This is a genomic window from Streptomyces sp. NPDC006487 (assembly GCF_042870555.1).
GTDB lineage: Bacteria > Actinomycetota > Actinomycetes > Streptomycetales > Streptomycetaceae > Streptomyces.
Window position 1 is genome coordinate 373,057 of sequence record NZ_JBIAHN010000002.1, and the last position, 18,935, is coordinate 391,991.

At 73.0% G+C, this 18,935-nt stretch carries 18 protein-coding genes; 8 read left to right on the forward strand and 10 right to left on the reverse strand.

Features of this window, described 5'->3' with window-relative positions; translation table 11 throughout:
* Window positions 1-5: 5 nt before the first annotated feature.
* Complete coding sequence (locus ACFYM0_RS04475; RefSeq protein WP_388496384.1) at window positions 6-731, reverse strand: DUF4142 domain-containing protein; 726 nt, start codon at window positions 729-731, stop codon at window positions 6-8.
* 389 nt (window positions 732-1,120) lie between these two features.
* Here ACFYM0_RS04475 and ACFYM0_RS04480 point away from each other — a divergent pair, with 389 nt between their 5' ends.
* On the forward strand, window positions 1,121-2,755 hold the full coding sequence (locus ACFYM0_RS04480; protein WP_388496385.1) for an alpha/beta hydrolase: 1,635 nt from the start codon (window positions 1,121-1,123) through the stop codon (window positions 2,753-2,755).
* 60 nt (window positions 2,756-2,815) lie between these two features.
* On the opposite strand, the gene ACFYM0_RS04485 is transcribed toward ACFYM0_RS04480, so the two are convergent.
* The gene (locus ACFYM0_RS04485) at window positions 2,816-3,271 is read right to left on the reverse strand and encodes an SRPBCC family protein (RefSeq protein ID WP_388496387.1); all 456 of its coding nucleotides are present in this window, start codon (window positions 3,269-3,271) and stop codon (window positions 2,816-2,818) included.
* 89 nt (window positions 3,272-3,360) lie between these two features.
* A complete protein-coding gene (locus ACFYM0_RS04490; RefSeq protein ID WP_388496389.1) occupies window positions 3,361-5,508 on the reverse strand; it encodes an FUSC family protein in 2,148 nt (715 codons plus the stop codon).
* 197 nt (window positions 5,509-5,705) lie between these two features.
* Here ACFYM0_RS04490 and ACFYM0_RS04495 point away from each other — a divergent pair, with 197 nt between their 5' ends.
* From ACFYM0_RS04495 to ACFYM0_RS04505, 3 genes are all read left to right on the forward strand, one after another.
* The gene (locus tag ACFYM0_RS04495) at window positions 5,706-6,371 is read left to right on the forward strand and encodes a TetR/AcrR family transcriptional regulator (protein WP_388496391.1); all 666 of its coding nucleotides are present in this window, start codon (window positions 5,706-5,708) and stop codon (window positions 6,369-6,371) included.
* 127 nt (window positions 6,372-6,498) lie between these two features.
* Window positions 6,499-7,716: a cytochrome P450 gene (locus ACFYM0_RS04500; RefSeq protein WP_388496392.1), complete on the forward strand. Its 1,218-nt coding sequence runs from the start codon at window positions 6,499-6,501 to the stop codon at window positions 7,714-7,716.
* Window positions 7,717-8,018: 302 nt separating this feature from the next.
* Window positions 8,019-8,603 (forward strand): TMEM165/GDT1 family protein, encoded by a 585-nt coding sequence (locus ACFYM0_RS04505; protein ID WP_388496394.1) that lies wholly within the window; start codon window positions 8,019-8,021, stop codon window positions 8,601-8,603.
* Window positions 8,604-8,618: 15 nt separating this feature from the next.
* On the opposite strand, the gene ACFYM0_RS04510 is transcribed toward ACFYM0_RS04505, so the two are convergent.
* The 5 genes from ACFYM0_RS04510 to ACFYM0_RS04530 all read right to left on the reverse strand — a co-directional run bounded on the left by ACFYM0_RS04510 (window position 8,619) and on the right by ACFYM0_RS04530 (window position 12,955).
* Complete coding sequence (locus ACFYM0_RS04510) at window positions 8,619-9,398, reverse strand: VOC family protein (RefSeq protein WP_388496395.1); 780 nt, start codon at window positions 9,396-9,398, stop codon at window positions 8,619-8,621.
* Between the two features lie 167 nt (window positions 9,399-9,565).
* On the reverse strand, window positions 9,566-10,213 hold the full coding sequence (locus ACFYM0_RS04515) for a hypothetical protein (protein WP_388496397.1): 648 nt from the start codon (window positions 10,211-10,213) through the stop codon (window positions 9,566-9,568).
* Between the two features lie 63 nt (window positions 10,214-10,276).
* Window positions 10,277-11,188 (reverse strand): RNA polymerase sigma-70 factor, encoded by a 912-nt coding sequence (locus tag ACFYM0_RS04520; protein ID WP_388496399.1) that lies wholly within the window; start codon window positions 11,186-11,188, stop codon window positions 10,277-10,279.
* A 79-nt stretch (window positions 11,189-11,267) separates the two neighbouring features.
* A complete protein-coding gene (locus tag ACFYM0_RS04525; protein ID WP_388496401.1) occupies window positions 11,268-12,473 on the reverse strand; it encodes an NAD(P)/FAD-dependent oxidoreductase in 1,206 nt (401 codons plus the stop codon).
* A gap of 116 nt (window positions 12,474-12,589) precedes the next feature.
* A complete protein-coding gene (locus tag ACFYM0_RS04530) occupies window positions 12,590-12,955 on the reverse strand; it encodes an iron chaperone (RefSeq protein ID WP_388496403.1) in 366 nt (121 codons plus the stop codon).
* Between the two features lie 126 nt (window positions 12,956-13,081).
* Between ACFYM0_RS04530 and ACFYM0_RS04535 the strand changes: the two genes are divergently transcribed.
* From ACFYM0_RS04535 to ACFYM0_RS04545, 3 genes are read left to right on the forward strand one after another with little or no spacing between them, the layout of a single operon-like run.
* Window positions 13,082-13,528 carry an SRPBCC domain-containing protein gene (locus ACFYM0_RS04535; protein WP_388496404.1) on the forward strand — a complete coding sequence of 149 codons (447 nt, stop codon included), beginning with the start codon at window positions 13,082-13,084 and terminating at the stop codon, window positions 13,526-13,528.
* Window positions 13,525-13,896 (forward strand): ArsR/SmtB family transcription factor, encoded by a 372-nt coding sequence (locus ACFYM0_RS04540; RefSeq protein WP_388496406.1) that lies wholly within the window; start codon window positions 13,525-13,527, stop codon window positions 13,894-13,896. Before ACFYM0_RS04535 ends, ACFYM0_RS04540 begins: the two co-directional genes overlap by 4 nt.
* 8 nt (window positions 13,897-13,904) lie before the next feature.
* Entirely contained in the window at window positions 13,905-14,750 is an 846-nt protein-coding gene (locus ACFYM0_RS04545; protein ID WP_388496408.1) for a class I SAM-dependent methyltransferase, read from the forward strand.
* 65 nt (window positions 14,751-14,815) lie between these two features.
* Here the strand turns inward: ACFYM0_RS04545 and ACFYM0_RS04550 are convergent, their stop codons facing one another.
* A complete protein-coding gene (locus tag ACFYM0_RS04550) occupies window positions 14,816-15,343 on the reverse strand; it encodes a rhodanese-like domain-containing protein (protein WP_388496409.1) in 528 nt (175 codons plus the stop codon).
* Between the two features lie 123 nt (window positions 15,344-15,466).
* Complete coding sequence (locus tag ACFYM0_RS04555; protein ID WP_388496411.1) at window positions 15,467-16,507, reverse strand: helix-turn-helix domain-containing protein; 1,041 nt, start codon at window positions 16,505-16,507, stop codon at window positions 15,467-15,469.
* A gap of 217 nt (window positions 16,508-16,724) precedes the next feature.
* Here ACFYM0_RS04555 and helR point away from each other — a divergent pair, with 217 nt between their 5' ends.
* Window positions 16,725-18,926 carry an RNA polymerase recycling motor ATPase HelR gene (gene helR, locus ACFYM0_RS04560; protein ID WP_388496413.1) on the forward strand — a complete coding sequence of 734 codons (2,202 nt, stop codon included), beginning with the start codon at window positions 16,725-16,727 and terminating at the stop codon, window positions 18,924-18,926.
* The last annotated feature ends 9 nt before the right edge of the window (window positions 18,927-18,935 follow it).

Genomic DNA, 18,935 nt, shown 5'->3' on the forward strand with positions numbered 1-18,935 from the left:
TCACTTCACTTCCTCGGTCGGGTGTCGGTGGGAGGGGCGGCCGTGGGCGGGGCGGCCACGGCAGGGCTGTCCGCGAGGCCTTCGAAATCGACCAGTCCGCTGGCTTCGAGCACCGCGATGTGGTCCAGGACCGTGGTGTTGGCGTCCGTGGCGAGCTCGCGGACCACGGAGTTGCGGGTCTGCGCCCGCACTTGGGCGACGAGCGTGAACACCTTTCCGTGCGCCCGCCGCAGCAGCTGCACGAACAGCCGCTCGTACGTGGCCCCTTGGGCCCGGTCCAACTGGTCGAGCCAGGCCTGCTGCTGGCCGGACGGCCGGTCCGGCAGTTCCATGCCGAGGGCCTGGCCCACCTCCAGGACCCTCCGGTCCAGTTCGGTGTGCCCCTCCACGAGGTGCTCGCCGGCCGTCCGCACCGATCGGCGGGTCCCCCGCTCCTGGGCCTGCCGGCCCGCGGGCAGTTCCCACAGTCCGGCGAGGCGGACCTTGCGCACGAACTCGCGGTCCTGAGGGGTCAGCGGCCCGAAGGCCGTGTTCATCACCCCGGCGCCGTCGTCATCGGGGGAGGCGGATGCGGGAACGGGGGCAGCCGTGACCGCGTTCGCCCCGGCCGTGGCGGCCGTGGCGGTTCTGCCGCCGAAGCTCTGCACCGGTATCAGCAGCGCGATCAGCGTGAGGGCGAGGGCGCCGAGGACGATGCCCGTGCCCATCACGTGACGCGAAGCGACCGACATGCCACCGACGTTCGTCCGACGGATTGACAGCACTGTGCCTCCTTGGCTCCCGGGACGGCCCGGGAGCCGAACGGAGCACTCCGCTCCCCGGTCCCCGGGTGCCAAGGGACGCTAGTGCCGGCCGGGGCTCCCCCACCGAAGGCCCATCCGGACTGGACAAACATCAGGGCGACCCTCCGAAAGACTGCTACGGTGCCGCGCCGGACCGCCGTACACCCGTGCCCCTGATGCCTGACGTGAGGACAAAAACCCCGGCGCGTCGGCCAGTTGTCCGGATTTCCGGTCATTCGCGAGGAGTAGAGGGCCCCGGCCCTCAGGTGGATTCGCCCGGACCGTGCGGTGACCCAGGGTGGGTGCGGACCACCGCCCACCCGAAAGGAACGGCCCTCGTGCGCAAGAAACGACTGGCATCCCTCCTGACCGCCGCCGGGCTCCTCGCGAGCTCCGTGCCGCTGCTCGCGGCCGCCCAGGCTTCCGCCCTGCCCACCGACTCCGTCCTGTCCGCCGACACCGACCAGTCCACGGACGCCCTCCAGGCCGATGCCGCATACCTGCGGCAGAGGCCGGCCTGGCACCGGTGCAGCGCCGAGCAGCCGGCCTCGTACGAGTGCGCCTCGATCAAGGTGCCGCTCGACTACCGGCGACCCCGGGGACGCACCCTCGACCTGGCGATATCCCGGGTGAAGAGCACGAACCCCGCGAAGCGCCACGGGGTCCTCCTGATGAATCCGGGCGGGCCGGGCGGGAGCGGGCTCGACCTGCCGCTGAGTCTGGGCGAGGTGGTGCCCGCGAAGGTGAGCGAGCGGTACGACCTCATCGGCTTCGATCCGCGCGGGGTCGGTGCCAGCAGCCCCATCAGCTGCGGGCTGGAAGACTCCGAGCAGGGCATCGACCGGCCGTACCGACCGGGATCCTTCCCCTCCGACGTGGCCTGGGCGCGCACCATCGCCGAGAAGTGCCGGGAGAAGGCCGGCTCCGTGCTCCCGTACATCACCACCCGCAACACCGCCCGCGACATGGACACGATCCGTGCCGTGCTGGGCGAGCGGAAGCTCTCCTACCTGGGCTACTCCTACGGGACGTACCTCGGCGCGGTCTACACGCAGATGTTCCCCGGCCGGACCGACCGCTTCGTGCTCGACAGCGGCGTGGACCCGGACCGGATCTGGCGGGGCATGTTCCAGACCTGGGCGACGGAGGCCGAGCCGGCCTTCGCCCGGTGGACGCGGTGGGCTGCGCAGCGCGCGGGCGAGTACCACCTCGGCGAGAGCCCGGCGACCGTGTCGAAGACGTTCTGGGACCTGGTGGCGCGCGCCGACCGGGATCCGATCGTCTTCGAGGGGCAGAAGATCAACGGTGACGACATCCGGGGGGCGCGCGGCCTGTTCTTCTACCCGGCGCAGGTGACCCCGCTGGTGGTGGCCCTCAAGGAGGCGGCCGAGGGGAAGCCGGCCCGTACTCCCGGCGCCTCGGGGCCGGACTTCGACATGAAGCGGGCCCTGGCCGGCCGGTCCGGGGCGGCGGAACCCGCCTCCGACAACGGCGTCGCCGTCTTCTGGAGCGTGGTGTGCGGGGACACGGACTCCTGGCCGCGCGATCCCCAGCGGTACCGGCGTGACGCGGTCCGGGACAAGGCCGCGTACCCGCTCTACGGGGACTTCGCCTCGAACATCAAGCCGTGCGCCTTCTGGCCGCGCCCGCTCGAGGCGCAGACCCCGATGAAGGCGCGGGCCGGGGTGCTGACCGTGCAGAACGAGTGGGACTCGCAAACCCCGCTGGCCAGCGGTCAGGGCCTGCACCGGGCGCTGAAGGGTTCGCGGATGGTGCTGGCACTGGGCGCCGAGGGCCACGGGGTGTACCTGGCCGACCCCTCCTCCTGCGCCAACGCACCGGTCACCGACTACCTGGTCACCGGACGGCTGCCGGCCGCGGACATCACCTGCCGCGCGCCGTCACCGGGCGCGGACCGGCAGGGGGCACCCGCGAAGCCCCTGCCGATTCCGTCCCTGCCCGGACGCTTCTGACCGGAAACCCCGTGGCCCGGTGAGCCGGAAAACCCGGTGACCCGGTGACCCGGCCCGGTCTCACCGAGAGCGTGGGGACGCCTCCGCCGCCGCCTTGATCCGGCGGCCGAAGTCGGGGGCGTCCTTGCGCGCGGCGCCCAGGGCGAAGCCGACGAGGAGGCGGCCGAACCCGTGTCCGGTCAGGGTGTTGAAGACCCGCAACCGCGTCCGGCCGCCGGGGAGTTCCGTCAGGTCGTAGCCGCCCTCGGCGGTCACCAGGTTCTCGCTCAGCTCCGACCAGCGGATCCGCCCCGGCGCCTCGAGTTCGGTGATCTGGAACTCCCGGGCGGTCTTCATCCCCGCGTCCTTCACCGTGCTGCGGAAGACCGTCCCGACGGCGGTCGGGCCGTCCGGGGTCCGGGTGATCCGCTGGACGCGCGGGCTGAACTCGGGGTCGTTGCGCCCGTCCGCGAGGTACGCGAACACCTCGGCGACGGGCCGGTCGATCTCGACGCTCGCCTCGAACAATCCGGACATCACCGCTCCTCGCCACAGCCCCGCCGCCGCCTGCCGGAGTCCCGCCTTCCACGATCGCAGAGCCCCGCTCCGGGCGCACCACCGCGCGCTCAGGCCCGACCGGGGGCCGCGGGACCGGGCCCGGACGCCCCGGACGCCCCGGCCCCGCGGTCGAGCAGGTTCAGGTCCGCGCTCAGCGAGTCGAGCCAGGCCATCGCGGTGTAGAACACCGGCGGGGCGCCCTCGGGGCCGGACCGGCGAGGCGCGGGGCCGACGGGACCGGGATCCGCGGGCCCGGTGGCGTGTACGGGGTCCGCGGCGGCTGCCGCGCGGCGCAGTCCGGCCGCCACCCAGGCCCCGTACTCCCGCACCACCGCTTCCTCGGGCGGGCCGGGCGGGGCGCCCGGGGGCCTGCGGCCGCCCCACAGGACGTGGTGGCCCGTCATCATCGCCGCCTGCCAGTCCTCGCCCGCGGCGGCGGCCGGATGCCGGCGCTCCGTCTGGTACTGGGCGTACGCGCTCTCCGCCATGGCCAGCGCGTGCCGCACCCGCTGGTCGGGCTCGACCGCGCGGGCCCGCCCGAAGGCAGCCGTGGCCGCCTGGACGTCCTCGGCCGCGGCGTGCAGCAGTTCGGCCACGGCCCGCCCCAGTTCGTCGTGGGCGCCGCGCGGCCAGGCCAGCAGCCCGCACACCATCCCGATCGCGCTGCCGACCAGCACGTCCAGGAACCTGACCGCGGCCAGCTGCCAGGTGACCGGGGAGAGCTGGGCGAAGGCCATGGCCACCACCAGCGTGAACATGGCCTGGGCCCATCCCACGCCGCGCACGGGCCCGACGCAGAAGGCGAACAGCATCAGCGGCGGCAGCACGATCGCGTACACCGTGCTCGCCTCCCCGGCCAGCGCGAGGACCCCGCCCGCGGCGACCGCGCCCACCAAGGTGCCGATCAGGGCCAGCCGGACGGTGGCCCGGGTCTGCACGGCGTTGGTGCCGGTCAGGCTGAGGACGGCGAGCATCGCCCAGAAGCCGTGCGGCAGGGAATCCAGTCCGGCGACGGCACGGGCGACGGCGAGGGCCACGCCGATCCGGACGGCGTTCTGGAAGTGCACGGAACGGGGCCCGCCGTTCCCGGCCAGCCGGCGCCACCAGAGCCTCACCGGCCCTTCCCAGGCGTACCAGAACCGGTCCGCCGGCCCGGACACCTGATCCGCCCCGGGCACCACCACGTCCGTGGCCCCCGCGCGCCCCCGTACGGCTATCCCGGCCGCGCCCCGCAGCACGAGCGCGGCGTCCGCCAGCTCCAGCAGCGCGGCGTTGCGGAACCCGGGCCCTGGCCCGGTCACCGCGGACCGGGCCAGGGAGACCTGCAGGTCCCGCAGCCGCGTGGAGCTCGTCGGGGGCGGGCCTCCCTCCCCGAGCAGCGCGGCCGTCCCGTCGGCCGACTCGCGCACGGCCCGTACGAGCTCCAGCCCGGCCGTCCCGTCCGGCGCGATGGGCTCCAGCGGGGGCAGGGACCGGAGCCGGGCCAGCAGGGTGCGGGCCGCCAGCCCGGTGTGGGCCAGCGCGCGTTCGCGTACGCCGGGCCCCGCGGGCCGCTGTGCCTCCCCGACCTTGGAGGGCCGCAGGGCCTGCGCCCGCTCCGAGGCACGGGCGACCTCCGCCATGGGCAGGGTGTGGGGCGGCCGCTCCAGCACGGCGGCGCACCTGGCCGCCTCCGCCGCGGCCGCGGCGGCCAGGTCGCGGTAGCCGGGGACGACCGGGTCGGGCAGCACGGTGGCCTCGGCGAGGATCAGCAGCAGGACCCCGGCGACGGTGCCGGTCAGCCGCTGGCCGAGGGTGTCGGGGGCGTACGGCGGGAAGCTGGGCAGGATGTACAGCAGCTGAAGCCCGGGCGCGGCGCCCGCCAGGCGGGGTCCTGCCGCCGAGGAGAAGGCCACGCAGAAGCCGATGACCAGCATGCCCGCCACGGCGGCCCAGGTGCGCACGGACAGCCAGGTGCCCAGGACCACCAGCGCACAGGCGGCCGGGAGCACCCGGGCGACGACCCGGGCCCGCAGGCGTCCGCTGCCCGGGATCCGGGAGAGCCCGGCCAGCGCGACGGCCGCGAAGAGCGCATAGGTGGCCTCGACGGGCCGGTCCAGCCCGTACAGGAACCCGTAGAAGCCGATGCCGGCGGCGAGGGTGACCCGGACGGCCCGCCGCGCGGCCGCCGGCAGGGGGCCGGTGCCCGTACGGAGCTCCATCAGGGCGGCGCGCACCCTTTCAGCGTGCCACCGGGGGCCCGTGCGGTCCTGCGGTACCGCTTGACACTTCGTCAGGAAGGGCGCAACTTATATCGGCGGCCCGATATAACTCGCCACGCGAGGTGGCTGCGCACTGGTGTGGCTGCTCACCCGATGTGCTGCGCACCCGGTCCGACCCGGCATTGCCCTACGACCAGCGCCCCGGAGGCCCCGTGGAGCCGTCCCGCACGCGAGAAGAGCCCCGGCGCCGCACCCCGCGGGGGCATCGCACCCCGCAGGCGCAGCGCAAGTCCGAGAGCCGCGCCCGCCTCATCGACGCGGCGGCCGGCCTCTTCGCCCGCAAGGGGTTCCACGCCGTCTCCGCCGAAGCCGTCGCCGAGGCGGCCGGGCGCACCACGGGCGCGCTGTACAGCCATTTCGGCGGGAAGGAGGGCCTGCTGCTGGCTCTCCTGGAGGTCTGGAAGGAGCGTACGAGCGAGGAGCTCGCGGCCGAGATCGCGGCCGGCGACCCGGCCGACCCGGCCGTCCACTTCTCCGCGATGTGGGGCAGCCTCACCCGCCCGCACCCCGAGCACGGCGACTCCTGGCTCCTGTTGGAGACGGAGCTGTGGCTGCACGCCGCACGCGGCCGCCCCTTCATCGGAGACCGGCTCGCCCAGCGGTACACCGAGGTCCGCGCCCAGCTCGGCGAGGGCCTGGCCGACTGGGCCGAGGCCACGGGCACCCCCCTGACCCGTACGCCGGAGGAGACCGGGGCCCTCGTGCTCGGCATCCTCCTGGGACTCGCCATGCAGCACCGCCTGGAGCCGGGAGCGGTCCCCGACGGGCTCGTCGTCGACGCCCTCGGCGCCGTCCTGGGACTCGGCAGGGCCGGCTGACCCGCACGAATCCGATCCGGCCACCCCGGTCCGCGCCACCCCGATCCACGCCACCCCGATCCGTACGACCAGATCCGTACGACCGCGATCCGTGCCACCCCGACCGTCCGACGAAGGGAACCGCCCCATGCTGCCCACCGGCGAGATAGACCTCCTTGAGGACACCTGGGCCCGTGAGGTCCCGCACGCCCATTTCACCCGGCTGCGCCGGGAGGACCCGGTCCACTGGCACGAGGTGCCGGGCCCGCACGCCGGCTTCTACGCCGTCACCCGCCACGCCGACGTCAAAGCCGTCAGCCGCGACCCCGAGCTCTGGTCCACCGAACTCGGCTCGTTCATGATCCGTGACCAGAACCCCGAGTCCCTGGAGACCCTGCGCCTGGTCCTGCTGGGCATGGACGCCCCGCGCCACTCCCGGTACCGCTCGCTGGTCAGCGCGGGTTTCACCCCCCGGGTCGTACGCAGGCTCGCGGCCCGGATCCAGGAGCGGGCGGTCACCCTGGTGGAGCGGGCGGTCACCCCGGGCCGGGACATGGACTTCGTCGCGGAGGTCGCCGCGTGGCTGCCGATCCAGACGATCTGCGAGATGGTGGGCGTGCCCGAGGGGGACGAACGGCTGATCTTCGAGTGGAGCAACCGGATGGCCGGCTCCCAGGACCCCGAGCTCTCGGCCGGCAAACACGACAGCGATCTCGCGGCCGCCGAGATCTACTCCTACTGCGACGCGCTGGCCGACGAGCGGCGGGCCCGCCCCCGGGAGGACATCCTCTCCACGCTGGTGCACGCCGAGGTCGACGGGGACCGGCTGTCGCCGGACGAGATCAACATGTTCTTCGTCCTGCTCTGCGTCGCGGGCAACGAGACCACCCGCAACCTGCTCTCCGCGGCCCTGATCGCCCTGATCGACCACCCCGCGGCGCGTGCCGAACTGGCCGCGGCCCCCGGGGACGAGGCCCTGTGGACCACCGCGACGGAGGAGTTCCTGCGCTGGGGCGGCTCGATCCACAACTTCCGGCGCACCGCCACCCGTGACACCGTCCTGCACGGGCGGCCCGTCGCCGAGGGGCAGAAGGTGGTCACGTACTACACCTCCGCCAACCGCGACGAGGAGGTCTTCGCCGACCCCTTCGCCTTCGACATCCGCCGCACCCCGAACGAGCACCTCACCTTCGGTGGCGGCGGCCCCCACTTCTGCCTGGGAGCCGGCCTCGCCCGCACCCAGATCAAGGCCCTGGTCCGGGAGCTCCTGCGCCGCCATCCGGAGGTGTCCCTCACGGGGGAGGTGCGCCGCCTGCGCTCGGACTTCATCAACGGGGTCAAGTACCTCCCGGTCCGTTTCGGATAGCCGCCCCGGGACCTCCGGCCCTCACGGGGCACCCGTCGCCGCTGTTACAGTTGTCGGCAGCGAAGGGGAGTAGTCCCGAAAACCGCTGGTCGACATACTGGACGCCCCGACGGGTCCCGGCCACCGGGCCACCGCGCTTCACGCGCGGGGCGGACGAGACCTTCGGCCAAGGCATGACCCGTCCCACATCACCGTGTGGGCCGCTTCGTCGTGCCGGGCCGAGTGGTTCTTCCCGTCGCCCCCCCTGCTGGGTGCCGATCCGAGCCATCAGAGCCCGGCTCCAGCAGAAAGCAGCATCCGGAATGACTCTCGACCCCGTGGCGATCTTCACCGCCTTCGGTCTGATCTTCCTCGCCGAGCTCCCCGACAAGACCATGTTCGCCTCACTGGCCATGGGCACCCGGATGCGGCCCCTGTACGTGTGGTTCGGCACCTCCACCGCGTTCATCGTGCACGTGGCCATCGCCGTCGGCGCCGGAAGCCTGATCGGCATGCTGCCGAACACGGCCGTCAAGCTCACCTCCGCCGCCCTGTTCGCCTTCGGCGCCGTCGTCATGATGCGCTCCGGCGCGGACGACGACGAGGCGGACTCGGCGGCCAAGGCCGTCACCGGTTTCTGGCCCGTGTTCACCACGGCGTTCATGGCCGTCTTCATCGGCGAATGGGGTGACCTGACGCAGATCACCACCGCCAACCTCGCCGCCACCAACGGCTGGCTGCCCACCGCCATCGGTTCCGCCGCGGCCCTCATGTCGGTCTCCGCCCTCGCCCTGATCGTGGGCCGGTTCATCGCCAAGCGGGTCCCCCTCAAGACCGTCCAGCGCTTCGGCGCCCTGTGCATGGCCGTGCTGGCCGTATGGACGCTCGTCGAAGCCTTCACCGGCTGACCGTCCGGTTCGTGGTCACTCCGCCGGCGGCGCGGCCTTGAGCAGGGCGAAGACCGCCCCGCTCGGGTCCGCCAGCCAGGCGATCCGCCCGACGTCGGGCACGTCGGCGCCCGGCATCAGCACCGTGCCGCCGGCGGTCCGTGCGGTGCTCACCACGGCGTCCACGTCCGCGACCGCGAAGTACGGCACCCAGCGCGCGTCCGTCTCCCCCTCCGTCAGCGGTGCCACCCCGCCGAAGGAGCCGTCCTCCTGGTCCCCGTCGGCGGTGCTGAGCACCTGGTAGGTCATCCCGGGCGCCTCCATCTCCCGGGAGCGCGTCCCGAAGAGAGCTCCGTAGAAGGACAGCGCCGCCATCGGGTCCGGCACGTGCAGTTCGACCCAGCACAGCGCGTTGTCGGCGGAGGTCAGCTCCAGTCCCGGGGTCCGGCCCGGCTTCCAGACGGCGAAATCGGCGCCCTGCTGGTCGGTGTACTGCGCGAGCCACCCCTCCCCCATGACGTCCATCGGCTCGACGCGGACGGTGCCGCCGCCGTCGCGCACACCACGGGTGGTGGCCTCCGCGTCGTCGGTCCGGAAGTACACGGTCCACGCGGAGGTGGCACCCGGGTCGAGCTGCCCGACCGCGGCGACGGTCTTCCCGTCCGCCTGGAAGAACCCGTACCCGCCTGTCTCGGGCCCGAGCAGGTGGAACTCCCAGCCGAAGACGGCCCGGTAGAAGGCCGCGGCCCGGGGGATGTCGGGGCTCCCGAGGTCGATCCAGTTGGGCGAGCCGGTGCGGTAGTCGGTACCGAGCATGGGTTCCTCCTGCGACGGGGTTTCGGATGCGAGGTACCCGCATACCGGCCCCTCACCCCGGCATCCCCTCCCACAGCCACACGTTCGGGTCCCCCCGGCGCACCGCATTCGGCCGGTGCGTGCCTCCGCGGCCGCCCGCCAGGCCGCCCGCCCGGCCGCGGCCCGTGTCACCCGCCCGCGTCACCGGCCCCGTCCGGGTAGGGGCCGCCGCGGAACAGCACGCTGCCCTGGTGGCGCGGGCGGTCGCCCCGTTCGTGGGCCGCGTCGGAGCGGTCGGCGGGGGCCGAGAGCCGGGAGAGACCCCGCAGGGTCTCCAGGCCGGCCAGTACCTCGTCACGGCGCGCCGCGGACTTCATCCAGGCAGGCAGCCGGGCGAACATCGACAACGTCGGGGAGGTGTACCGCTCGCGCAGCCGGGCGCCCACGTAGGACGCGAGGGCTTCGACGTGCTCCTCGTCGTAGGCCCACAGGACCTTTCCCGCGCAACGGGTCTGCAGCCAGAGAGGACGCCGGAAGAAGGGGTCCTCGGTGCCGCCGACCGAAACCCCGACCAGGGCGGCGCCCCGCTCCCGCGCCGCCCAGTCGGCGACCGCACCGCACCCCCCGCAGGCGAGGCGACGGGGCTGGAAGAGCAGGGCGCCGGAGTACTTCGGTTCCGGGAGGCCGGGCCGAGGCAGGACGAGCGCGCGGCCGCCGCACCGCGGACAGACCACGAGCACCCGGCCGGTGAAGCCGGCCAGCCACATGCCGTGGTCCCGGTGGCGGACCGGTTCGGCGGGTGCGGGCTCGGAACCCGCGAAGGGAGGGGAGGGCATGGGTGACATGCTGCCAGCCATCCCCGACCGGCCCTCCCCCGCCGGGCAGGTACCGCCCGGCGTTCACCGCAGGGTGGGTGTGGTCTCGGTCGCGACGTGGGACAGCTTCTCCGGGTTGCGGACGAAGTAGAGGCCGGCGATGCGGGTGTCCTGGACGTGGAAGGCGATGACTCCGTCGAACTCACCGTCGATGTGGACGGCCAGGGCCGGGGTGCCGTTGACCATGGTGGGGGCGAAGAAGAACGAGATGCCGCCCTTGACGGCCTTGCCCGACATGCCGGCGAAGACCCGGGCCACGCTGACGGCGCCGACGATCGGCCGCAGTGCGGCCTGCTTGATGCCGCCGCCGTCGCCCATGTAGACGACCTCGGGGGCGAGCACGTCGAGGAGGCCCTGCAGGTCCCCGGTTTCGAACGCCCGGCGGAACGATTCCACGGCCGCCCGGGTCTCGCTCGCGGAAACCGTCTGGCGGGGGCGGCGGGCGTCGACGTGCTTTCGGGACCGGTGCGCGATCTGCCGGACCGCCGCCGGTGTCTTGTCGACGGCGGTCGCGATCTCCTCGTAGTCGAGGCCGAACACCTCGCGGAGCACGAAGACGGCCCGCTCGGTCGGTCCGAGCGTCTCCAGGACCAGCATCATCGCCATCGACATGCTCTCGGCCAGTTCCACGTCCTCGGCCACGTCCGGCGCGGTGAGCAGCGGCTCCGGCAGCCACTGGCCGACGTAGGCCTCCTTGCGGCGGCTCATGGTGCGCAGCCGGTTCAGCGCCTGGCGGGTGGTGATGCGCACCAGGTAGGCGCGCTGATCGGTGACCCGGGCGAGATCGACGCCCGCCCAGCGCAGCCACGTCTCCTGCAGCACGTCCTCGGCGTCGGCCGCCGAGCCGAGCATCTCGTAGGCGACCGTGAAGAGCAGGTTGCGGTGGGCGACGAAGGTCTCGGTCGCCTGATCAGGTCCCTGCACCGGGGTGTCCATGGTGGTTTCTCTTCCGTCAGTTTCCGTTGGCCTTCGGGCGGTTCGAATCAGCTCATGATCATCTGATCGGCCGGCAGGCTCAAGCGGTCTGATCGGCGGCGGCCCTGATGCCGCCCTGCTCGGCCTCCAGGCGCCGGCCGCGGGCGTCGCCTCCGGACACGCGGTGCAAGCCGTACGAACCCGGCTTGCCGGCCTCCGCGGCGAGGTGCTTGACGGTGCCCTTGCACACGACTTCCTTGATCTTCGCGCCGGTCCGGCCGCCGATGTGGAACCACAGCGCGGTGTCGTTCTTGTGGGCGAACTGGAAGATGCCTGCGCCTCGTCCCAGGCTGATGCACTGGCCTGCGAACACGGAGTTGAGGGTCTCCGGCTGTTCGCCCTCGATCCGGCTCAGTACCGTGTCGGCGACCCGCGCGCCCATCGGCGTCGCGGCCTGGCAGCTCATCCGCGGGGCCAGGCCCGAGGGCGCCGCCGAGTCCCCGGCCGCGAAGACGCGTTCGTCGTCCACACTGGTCAACGTCTCGTCCGTGAGCAGGCGGCCCAGGGCGTCGGTGCTCAGCCCGCTGCGCGCGGCCAGGTCCGGGACGCCGAAACCGGCGGTCCAGATGGTCACCGCGCCCGCCAGTTCGCGGCCGTTCGCGAGCCGGACGGCGTCGCGCGTCACGGCCGTCACCTTGGTGTCCGGGCCTTCGAGCACGCTCACCCCGAGCGCCGTCAGCCGCCGGGCCACGGAGCGCCGCCCGCGGGCGTGGAGGTACGGGCCGAGGACCCCGCCGCACACCAGGGTCACGGCCCGGCCCTGCTCGGCCAGTTCGGCGGCGGTCTCGATGCCGGTCGGACCGGCGCCGACCACGGTCACCGCGGCCGTCGACGGCGCGGCGTCGAGGACCGGCCGCAGCCGCTGCGCGTCCTCCAGGGTGGCGATCGGGTGGGCGAACTCGGCCGCGCCCGGCACGGTCGGGTCCGCGCTGCCGCTGCCCACCGCGTAGACGAGGTAGTCGTAGGCGAGCCGGCCACCAGAGGCCAGGGTCACGCCGCGCTCGGCGGTGTCGATGCGTTCGACGGAGTCGACGAGCAGGGTCACCCCCTCGGCCAGGACCTCGTCGTACGCGACCACGGCTCCGTGGGTTCCGCCCGCCAGCTGGTGCAGGCGGATCCGCTCCACGAAGACCGCGCGCGGATTGACCAGGGTCACCGTGACGTCCTCGCGCTGCTTCAGGCGGTTGGCGGCCATCACTCCGGCGTATCCGCCGCCGATCACGATGACGTTGGTGGTCTCGGCCATGGTGTCCATCTCCTTCGTTTCGAGGGTTCGGACACAAGACACCGGCCGGTCCACGGTTGTGACAGCCTGCGCGCAACTTTCTTTTCGGTTGTTCCGAAAACGTCTCGCCGCGGCGGTCAGGAGACCTTCCCGGGACCGGCCGCCGTGGCCCGCAGCAGGTCTCTCAGAAGGGGGAAGTCGATCTTCTCCGGCCTGCGGAAGCGCAGGCAGACCTTGCCCATGTCATGGCCCGCGAGCCGCTCCTCGAAGGCCTCGCGGACGTCGTCGCGCATCAGGTAGAAGGAGACGTACTGCTTCTGGCTCGCGAAGGCGATCTCCCCGACGCCCTCCCGCTCGTACGCGGGCATCCCGTACGCCATCACCTCGGTGAATCCGCGCAGCTCGGTCCGGCACAGCTCGCGCAGCCGGGTCAGGGCCTCCCTGCGTTCCTCGGGGACCTCGGCGAGGTATGCGTCCACGTCTTCCGCCCGGCTCTGCACCATGGACCCGAGCGTAGGCGAACCCGCACCACTCGTCCTCGTGCAACCTTGCGGTTGCGCGACGAGGGTCGACGTGCAACTCTGGAGTTGCACCGAATCACTCAATGGCTTGCGACGAAGGAGTCCCTGATGAACGCGGACCGGATCGAACGCGACACCCTGATCGAGGCGTCCCTGGAACGGGTCTGGTCCCTGGTGGCCGAGCCGGGCTTCTGGGTGGCCGACGAGGGAAGCCTGGCCGGCATGGTGGCCAGGGAAGGGGAGTCGGTCGTGGCGAAGAACAGCGAGTACGGCGAGTTCCCGGTACGGGTGGAGAAGGTCGAGCCGCCCACCTACCTGGCGTACCGGTGGGCCAGCGCCTTCCCCGGGCAGGAGCTGCGCGAGGACAACAGCACCCTGGTGGAGTTCACCCTGAGCCGTGAGGGGGACAAGACCCGACTGCGCGTCGTGGAGAGCGGGTTCGCGGCACTGGCCGGCTCCGAGGAACTGCGCGACAAGGCGCTGAAGGACAACACCGGCGGCTGGCCGCAGGTGCTCGACGCCTTCAGGAAGCGCGCCGAACAACCGGTCGCGTGAGCGGGGAACTCCCCGGCGCCGAAGAGGCGGTCGACCACGTCCTCGTCGCGCTGGCCGACCCGACCCGGCGCAAGCTGCTCGGCCTGCTCGCCGCTCACGGCGAGGTCAGCGCGACCACCCTGGCCGAGGGCCTGCCCGTCTCCCGGCAGGCGGTGGTCAAGCACCTCGCCGTCCTGGACGCCGCCGGGCTCGTCTCCGGCAGCCGGGCCGGACGCGAGGTCCGGTACACCGTGCGGCCCGCGGCGCTGGACGCGACGGCCAGATGGATGGCCACCCTCGCGGCCGACTGGGACCGACGGCTGGCGGCCGTCAAACGGATCGCCGAGGCGGCGGAACGGGATGCGGGCCGGGCCCCCACGGCCCGATAGTGGGAACTGTGAACGACTGGCCAGAGGGACCCGGACGAGCCGCGCGGGGCGGAACGGGCGGCGAAACGGGCGGCGCGGACCACGGCGGCGGGCAGGAGCCCGTCGCCTGGTCCGGGCCGGAGGGCGCGCAGGCCTTCGCCGCCGTGGAGGCGGCCACGGACTGGCTGCTGGGGTATCCCTTCGTGTTCCGGGCCCTGGCCCGGTGGGTCGGCAGCGGATCCGTTCTGGTGGACTACGGATGCGGGCCGGGCAAGGTCGCCGACCACGGGGCCCGGCTGCTCGGAGCGAAGGTGCTGGCCGTGGACACCTCCCCCGAGATGCTCGCGCTGGCCCGCGGCGCCGGGACGGCGGTCGCCGAATTCCACCTGGTCACGGACGGGCGCGCGGCCTGCCTGGCGGACGGCGGCGCCGACGCCGTGATGTGCAACCACGTCCTGGCTTCGCTGCCGACCGAGGAAGCGGTGCTCGCGGTGTTCCGGGAGATCCGCCGGATCCTGCGGCCCGGCGGCCCGTTCGTCCTGCTGGCCACCGATCCCGCGTGCAGCGGGACGGAGTACGCCTCGCTGAGCATCGGCGACCCGGGTGGGCACTACGCCCCGGGCGACGAGCTGCCCGTACGGCTCCGGCGCACGGACGGCAGCTGGCAGGTGATGCCCAACCACGCGTGGCCCGTGGACTTCTACCCGGCCCTGCTGGAGCGGGCCGGATTCACCCTCCTCGTCCAGCACCGCCCGACGGTGGAGGAGGCCCTGGGCCTCCCCGGCCTCGTCGACGCGGACCTCGCCGCCGGCCGCACCTGGTCGGCGGAGCGGGCCAGGCCTCCCCTGGTGATCACGACGGCCCTGGCGGTCTGAGGGCCTGGCGGGCTGGGGCCCTGGCAGGTCCGGGGGCAGGAGACCCTCGCGCGACCGTACGGCGTTCAGCAGGCGCAGGAGATGCCCGAGCGCGGGGCGGTCAGATCGTCGATGGCGCGCTGGTCGGTGCCCCGGGCCGTCTCGAAGGCGAAGCCCTCGCGGACCCAGTACTCGAACCCGCCCAGCATCTCCTTGACCTGGTAGCCGAGCCGGGCGAAGGCGAGGGCGGCACGCGTGGCGCCGTTGCAGCCGGGGCCCCAGCAGTAGGTGACCACCGTCAGCGCCGGGTCGATCAGCGAGGGCGCCAGCTCCGCGATCCGTGCCGTCGGAAGATGCAGCGCCCCCGGAATGTGACCCTGGTCCCAGGCGGCCTCGCTGCGGGAGTCGACCACCACCAGCCCCGGGACACCGGAGAGCAGGTCGGCCCGTACGTCCGAGACGTCCGCCTCGAAGGCGAGCCGGGCGGCGTAGTGGGCCGCCGCAGCGGCCGGAGCCGCGGCCGGGACGGAGAGGACGGCGCTGGTGGGCTCAGAGGTGGCGGGCGCGGCGGTGGCGGGCGCGGCGGAAGCGGTGGACGAGAGGGTCGCGGACATCGGGGAACTCCTTGTGCGGGGCAGAGTGCGGGGGCTCGCCGGCCGGGTGGACTCCCTTGCGGCGATGACTCCATCCTCTGTTCCCGCCACCCCTGCGACGAGTGGCGTAAACGCCTCCACTCGTCAAGATCCCGCCAGGGGTGTGGCGACTGCGGCGACCCTGACGAAGGCCTTCCGGTAGGCCGTCGGCGTCGTCCGCATCTGCCGGGTGAAGTGGTGGCGGTACGTCGCGGTGGAGTCGAAGCCGACCGCCGCGGCCACCTCGTCCACCGTCCCCTCGCCCGACTCCAGGAGCGGCAGGCTCGCCGCGATCCGCTGCGAGACCACCCAGCGGATCGGGCTCACACCGTTGCGACGGGTGAAGTGGCGGAGGAAGGAACGCTCCGACATGTTCGCCGCGCGGGCCAGCGCCGGGACCGAGAGCGGACCGTACAGCCGCTGAAGGGCCCAGGCCATGCTCCGGGAGATCCCGTCGTCGGCGCCGTCGGGTCCTATCTCTCCGATGGCCGCCTCGATGAACTGGGCCTGGCCGCCCTCGCGGTGGGGCGGCACGACGAAGCGCCGGGCCACGGTGTTGGCGACGGCGGCGCCGTGGTCGGCGCGGACCAGGTAGAGGCAGAGGTCGATGCCGGCGGCGCTGCCCGCGCTGGTCAGTACGTCGCCGTTGTCGACGTAGAGGACGTCCGCGTCCACCTCGATCGCGGGATGCCGCTCGGCGAGGGTACGGGCGTAGCGCCAGTGGGTGGTGGCCCGGCGGCCGTCGAGGAGACCGGTCGCGGCGAGCGCGAAGGCGCCGGAGCAGATCGAGACCAGGCGCGCCCCCCTGGCATGGGCCTTGAGCAGGGCGTCGACCAGCGCCGGCGCGATGGTGCCACCCGCCGGGGAGACTCCGGGGATGATCACGGTGTCCGCGGCGGAGAGGACGTCGAGCCCGTGTTCGGCGCGGAGCGTGAACCCGCCGACCACGCGCAGGTCCCGGCCGGGTTCCGCAGAGCAGACCCGCAGCTCGTACCAGGGCAGGTCCCCCAGCTCGGGGCGGGCGAGGCCGAACACCTCGACCACCACGCCCAGTTCGAAGGGCGCCATGCCGTCGAAGGCGAGTACGGCCACCACGTGGGCCGGTGCCGGCCTCGTGAGGTGAAGGGGCACGGCCTCGGAAGTCATGGCCGTACTGTAGCCAGCCGTCCCCACCAGGCCTCGGCGGCCGGTGGAGGAGGGGGCGAAGAGAGATGAGCGGAGGCCAGAAGGAGTACGGACTCCTTGCCACTTACAACATATAGCGCACTGGGGGGCTTGCGGCAAGGCCCCCCGACTGGGGCAAAATCGCGGACCTAGGCCAGAACTTGCCGGAAAATGGGAGATTCAATCAGTGCGTGCTGATATGTCAGCTCTTGGTTCACACGGTTCCGTCGGGTCGACGGCGACCGCCACCAGTGCGTTCGAACTTCCCGACCGTCTCTCCCCCAAGGCCGACCCGGCGCTGATCGACGGCGACGAACGGCACTTCGCGGCCGTCTCGCACTGCCTGGAGCAGACGATCGCCGAACTGTCCGACCGTCTGGAGGCCACGCGCAAGGCCCCCGGCGGCGTCGGCCGCGAGGCGATGGACCGCGACACGGAGATCCACCGCCTGACCAGCCGGCTGCGCACCTTGCGCCGCTTCGGGCTGGACCTGTGCCTGGGGCACATCGTCCCCGCCGACGGCTCCGCGCCCGTGTACATCGGACGCCTCGGCCTCACCGACAGCGCGGGCAACCGGCTGCTGCTGGACTGGCGCTCCCCCGCGGCCGAACCCTTCTTCGCGGCGACGCACGCCGTCCCGATGGGCCTGGCGAGCCGTCGCAGGTACCGTTGGACCCGCGGGCGGATCAGCGACTACTGGGACGAGGTGTTCTCCGCGGAGGGCCTCGAAGGGCGCGCCGCGCTCGACGACCAGTCCGCGTTCATCGCCGGCCTGGGCTCCAACCGGTCGGACCGGATGCGCGACGTGCTCGCCACCATCCAGACCGACCAGGACGCCATCATCCGGGCCGGATCCCGGGGCGCCCTCGTCGTCGACGGCGGTCCGGGTACGGGCAAGACCGTCGTCGCCCTGCACCGCACCGCCCACCTGCTGTACTCCGACCCCCGGCTGGGGCACCGTCGCGGCGGTGTGCTGTTCGTCGGTCCGAGCCGGCCCTACCTGGCCTACGTCTCGGACGTGCTGCCCAGCCTCGGCGAGGAGGGCGTGCAGACCTGCACCCTGCGCGACCTCGTCGACGAGGGTGCCGGCGCGGGGGTGGAGGCCGACCCGCGCGTGGCCGCCCTCAAGTCGTCCGCCGACCTGGTGAAGGCGGTCGAGGCGGCGGTGCGCATCTACGAGGAGCCGCCGACCAAGGGGATGACGGTCTCCAGCCACTGGTCGGACCTCTGGCTCGGTGCCGACGACTGGGCGGCCGCGTTCGAGGCGGTGGAACCGGGCACCCCGCACAACGAGGCGCGCGACCAGATCCTGGAAGAGCTGCTCACGATCCTGATGGACCAGGACGACAGCGACGTCCCGCCCCACCTGCTCCGCCGTTCGCTGCTCCAGGACCGGGACCTGATCACCACCCTCAACCGGGCCTGGCCGATGCTCGATGCGGGCGAGCTCGTCGGAGACCTCTGGTCGGTGCCCGCCTACCTGCGCAAGTGCGCTCCGTGGCTCGGACCCGATGACGTGGCCCTCCTCCAGCGCGCCGACGCCCAGGCCTGGACGGCGGCGGACCTGCCGCTCCTGGACGCGGCCCGGCAGCGGCTCGGCGACGCCGAGGCCTCCGTGCGCAAGCGCCGGCACGAAGCCGCCGTCGCCGCCGAGCGTGCGCGCAGGTCCGACGTCATCGACCGGCTGCTCCAGGACACGGAGATCGACGAGAGCCAGGGCGCGGTGGGGATGCTGCGGGGACGGGACCTGCAGGACGCCCTGATCGACGGGGACGCACTGCCCGGCGCCGAACCCGACCTTCTCGCAGGCCCGTTCGCCCACATCGTCGTGGACGAGGCGCAGGAACTGACCGACGCCGAATGGCAGATGCTGCTGGCCCGCTGCCCGTCGCGGAGCTTCACGATCGTCGGGGACCGCGCGCAGGCCCGGCACGGGTTCACCGAGTCGTGGCGGGACCGGCTCGAACGGGCCGGGCTCGACCGGATCACCATGGCCTCCCTGAGCGTCAACTACCGCACCCCGGAAGAGGTCATGGCCGAGGCCGAGCCGGTCATCCGCGCCGCGCTCCCCGACGCGAACGTGCCGGCCTCCGTCCGCAGCAGCGGCATTCCCGTCACGCGCGGCCGCGCCGCGGACCTCGCCACGGTCCTCGGCGACTGGCTCGACTCGCAGGACGACGGGGTCGCCTGCGTCATCTCCGGCTCTGCCGTCGACGAGAGCGCGTTCCCTGCGAGCTCCCGGATCCGCGTGCTGACGCCGACCCTGTCGAAGGGCCTCGAATTCGACTTGGTCGTCCTCCTCGACCCGGACGGCTTCGGCGAGGGCATCGAAGGCGCCGTCGACCGCTACGTCGCCATGACCCGCGCGACCCAGCGCCTGGTCATCCTCACGACCTCCTGAGACGGCCTG

Coding starts and splice junctions, on each gene's coding strand:
- ACFYM0_RS04475 (WP_388496384.1), bottom strand. CDS start 731: ATGTCGGTCGCTTCGCGTCACGTGATGGGCACGGGCATCGTCCTCGGC.
- ACFYM0_RS04485 (WP_388496387.1), bottom strand. CDS start 3,271: ATGTCCGGATTGTTCGAGGCGAGCGTCGAGATCGACCGGCCCGTCGCC.
- ACFYM0_RS04500 (WP_388496392.1), top strand. CDS start 6,499: ATGCTGCCCACCGGCGAGATAGACCTCCTTGAGGACACCTGGGCCCGT.
- ACFYM0_RS04505 (WP_388496394.1), top strand. CDS start 8,019: ATGACTCTCGACCCCGTGGCGATCTTCACCGCCTTCGGTCTGATCTTC.
- ACFYM0_RS04510 (WP_388496395.1), bottom strand. CDS start 9,398: ATGCTCGGTACCGACTACCGCACCGGCTCGCCCAACTGGATCGACCTC.
- ACFYM0_RS04515 (WP_388496397.1), bottom strand. CDS start 10,213: ATGCCCTCCCCTCCCTTCGCGGGTTCCGAGCCCGCACCCGCCGAACCG.
- ACFYM0_RS04520 (WP_388496399.1), bottom strand. CDS start 11,188: ATGGACACCCCGGTGCAGGGACCTGATCAGGCGACCGAGACCTTCGTC.
- ACFYM0_RS04525 (WP_388496401.1), bottom strand. CDS start 12,473: ATGGCCGAGACCACCAACGTCATCGTGATCGGCGGCGGATACGCCGGA.
- ACFYM0_RS04530 (WP_388496403.1), bottom strand. CDS start 12,955: ATGGTGCAGAGCCGGGCGGAAGACGTGGACGCATACCTCGCCGAGGTC.
- ACFYM0_RS04535 (WP_388496404.1), top strand. CDS start 13,082: ATGAACGCGGACCGGATCGAACGCGACACCCTGATCGAGGCGTCCCTG.
- ACFYM0_RS04550 (WP_388496409.1), bottom strand. CDS start 15,343: ATGTCCGCGACCCTCTCGTCCACCGCTTCCGCCGCGCCCGCCACCGCC.
- ACFYM0_RS04555 (WP_388496411.1), bottom strand. CDS start 16,507: ATGACTTCCGAGGCCGTGCCCCTTCACCTCACGAGGCCGGCACCGGCC.
- helR (WP_388496413.1), top strand. CDS start 16,725: ATGTCAGCTCTTGGTTCACACGGTTCCGTCGGGTCGACGGCGACCGCC.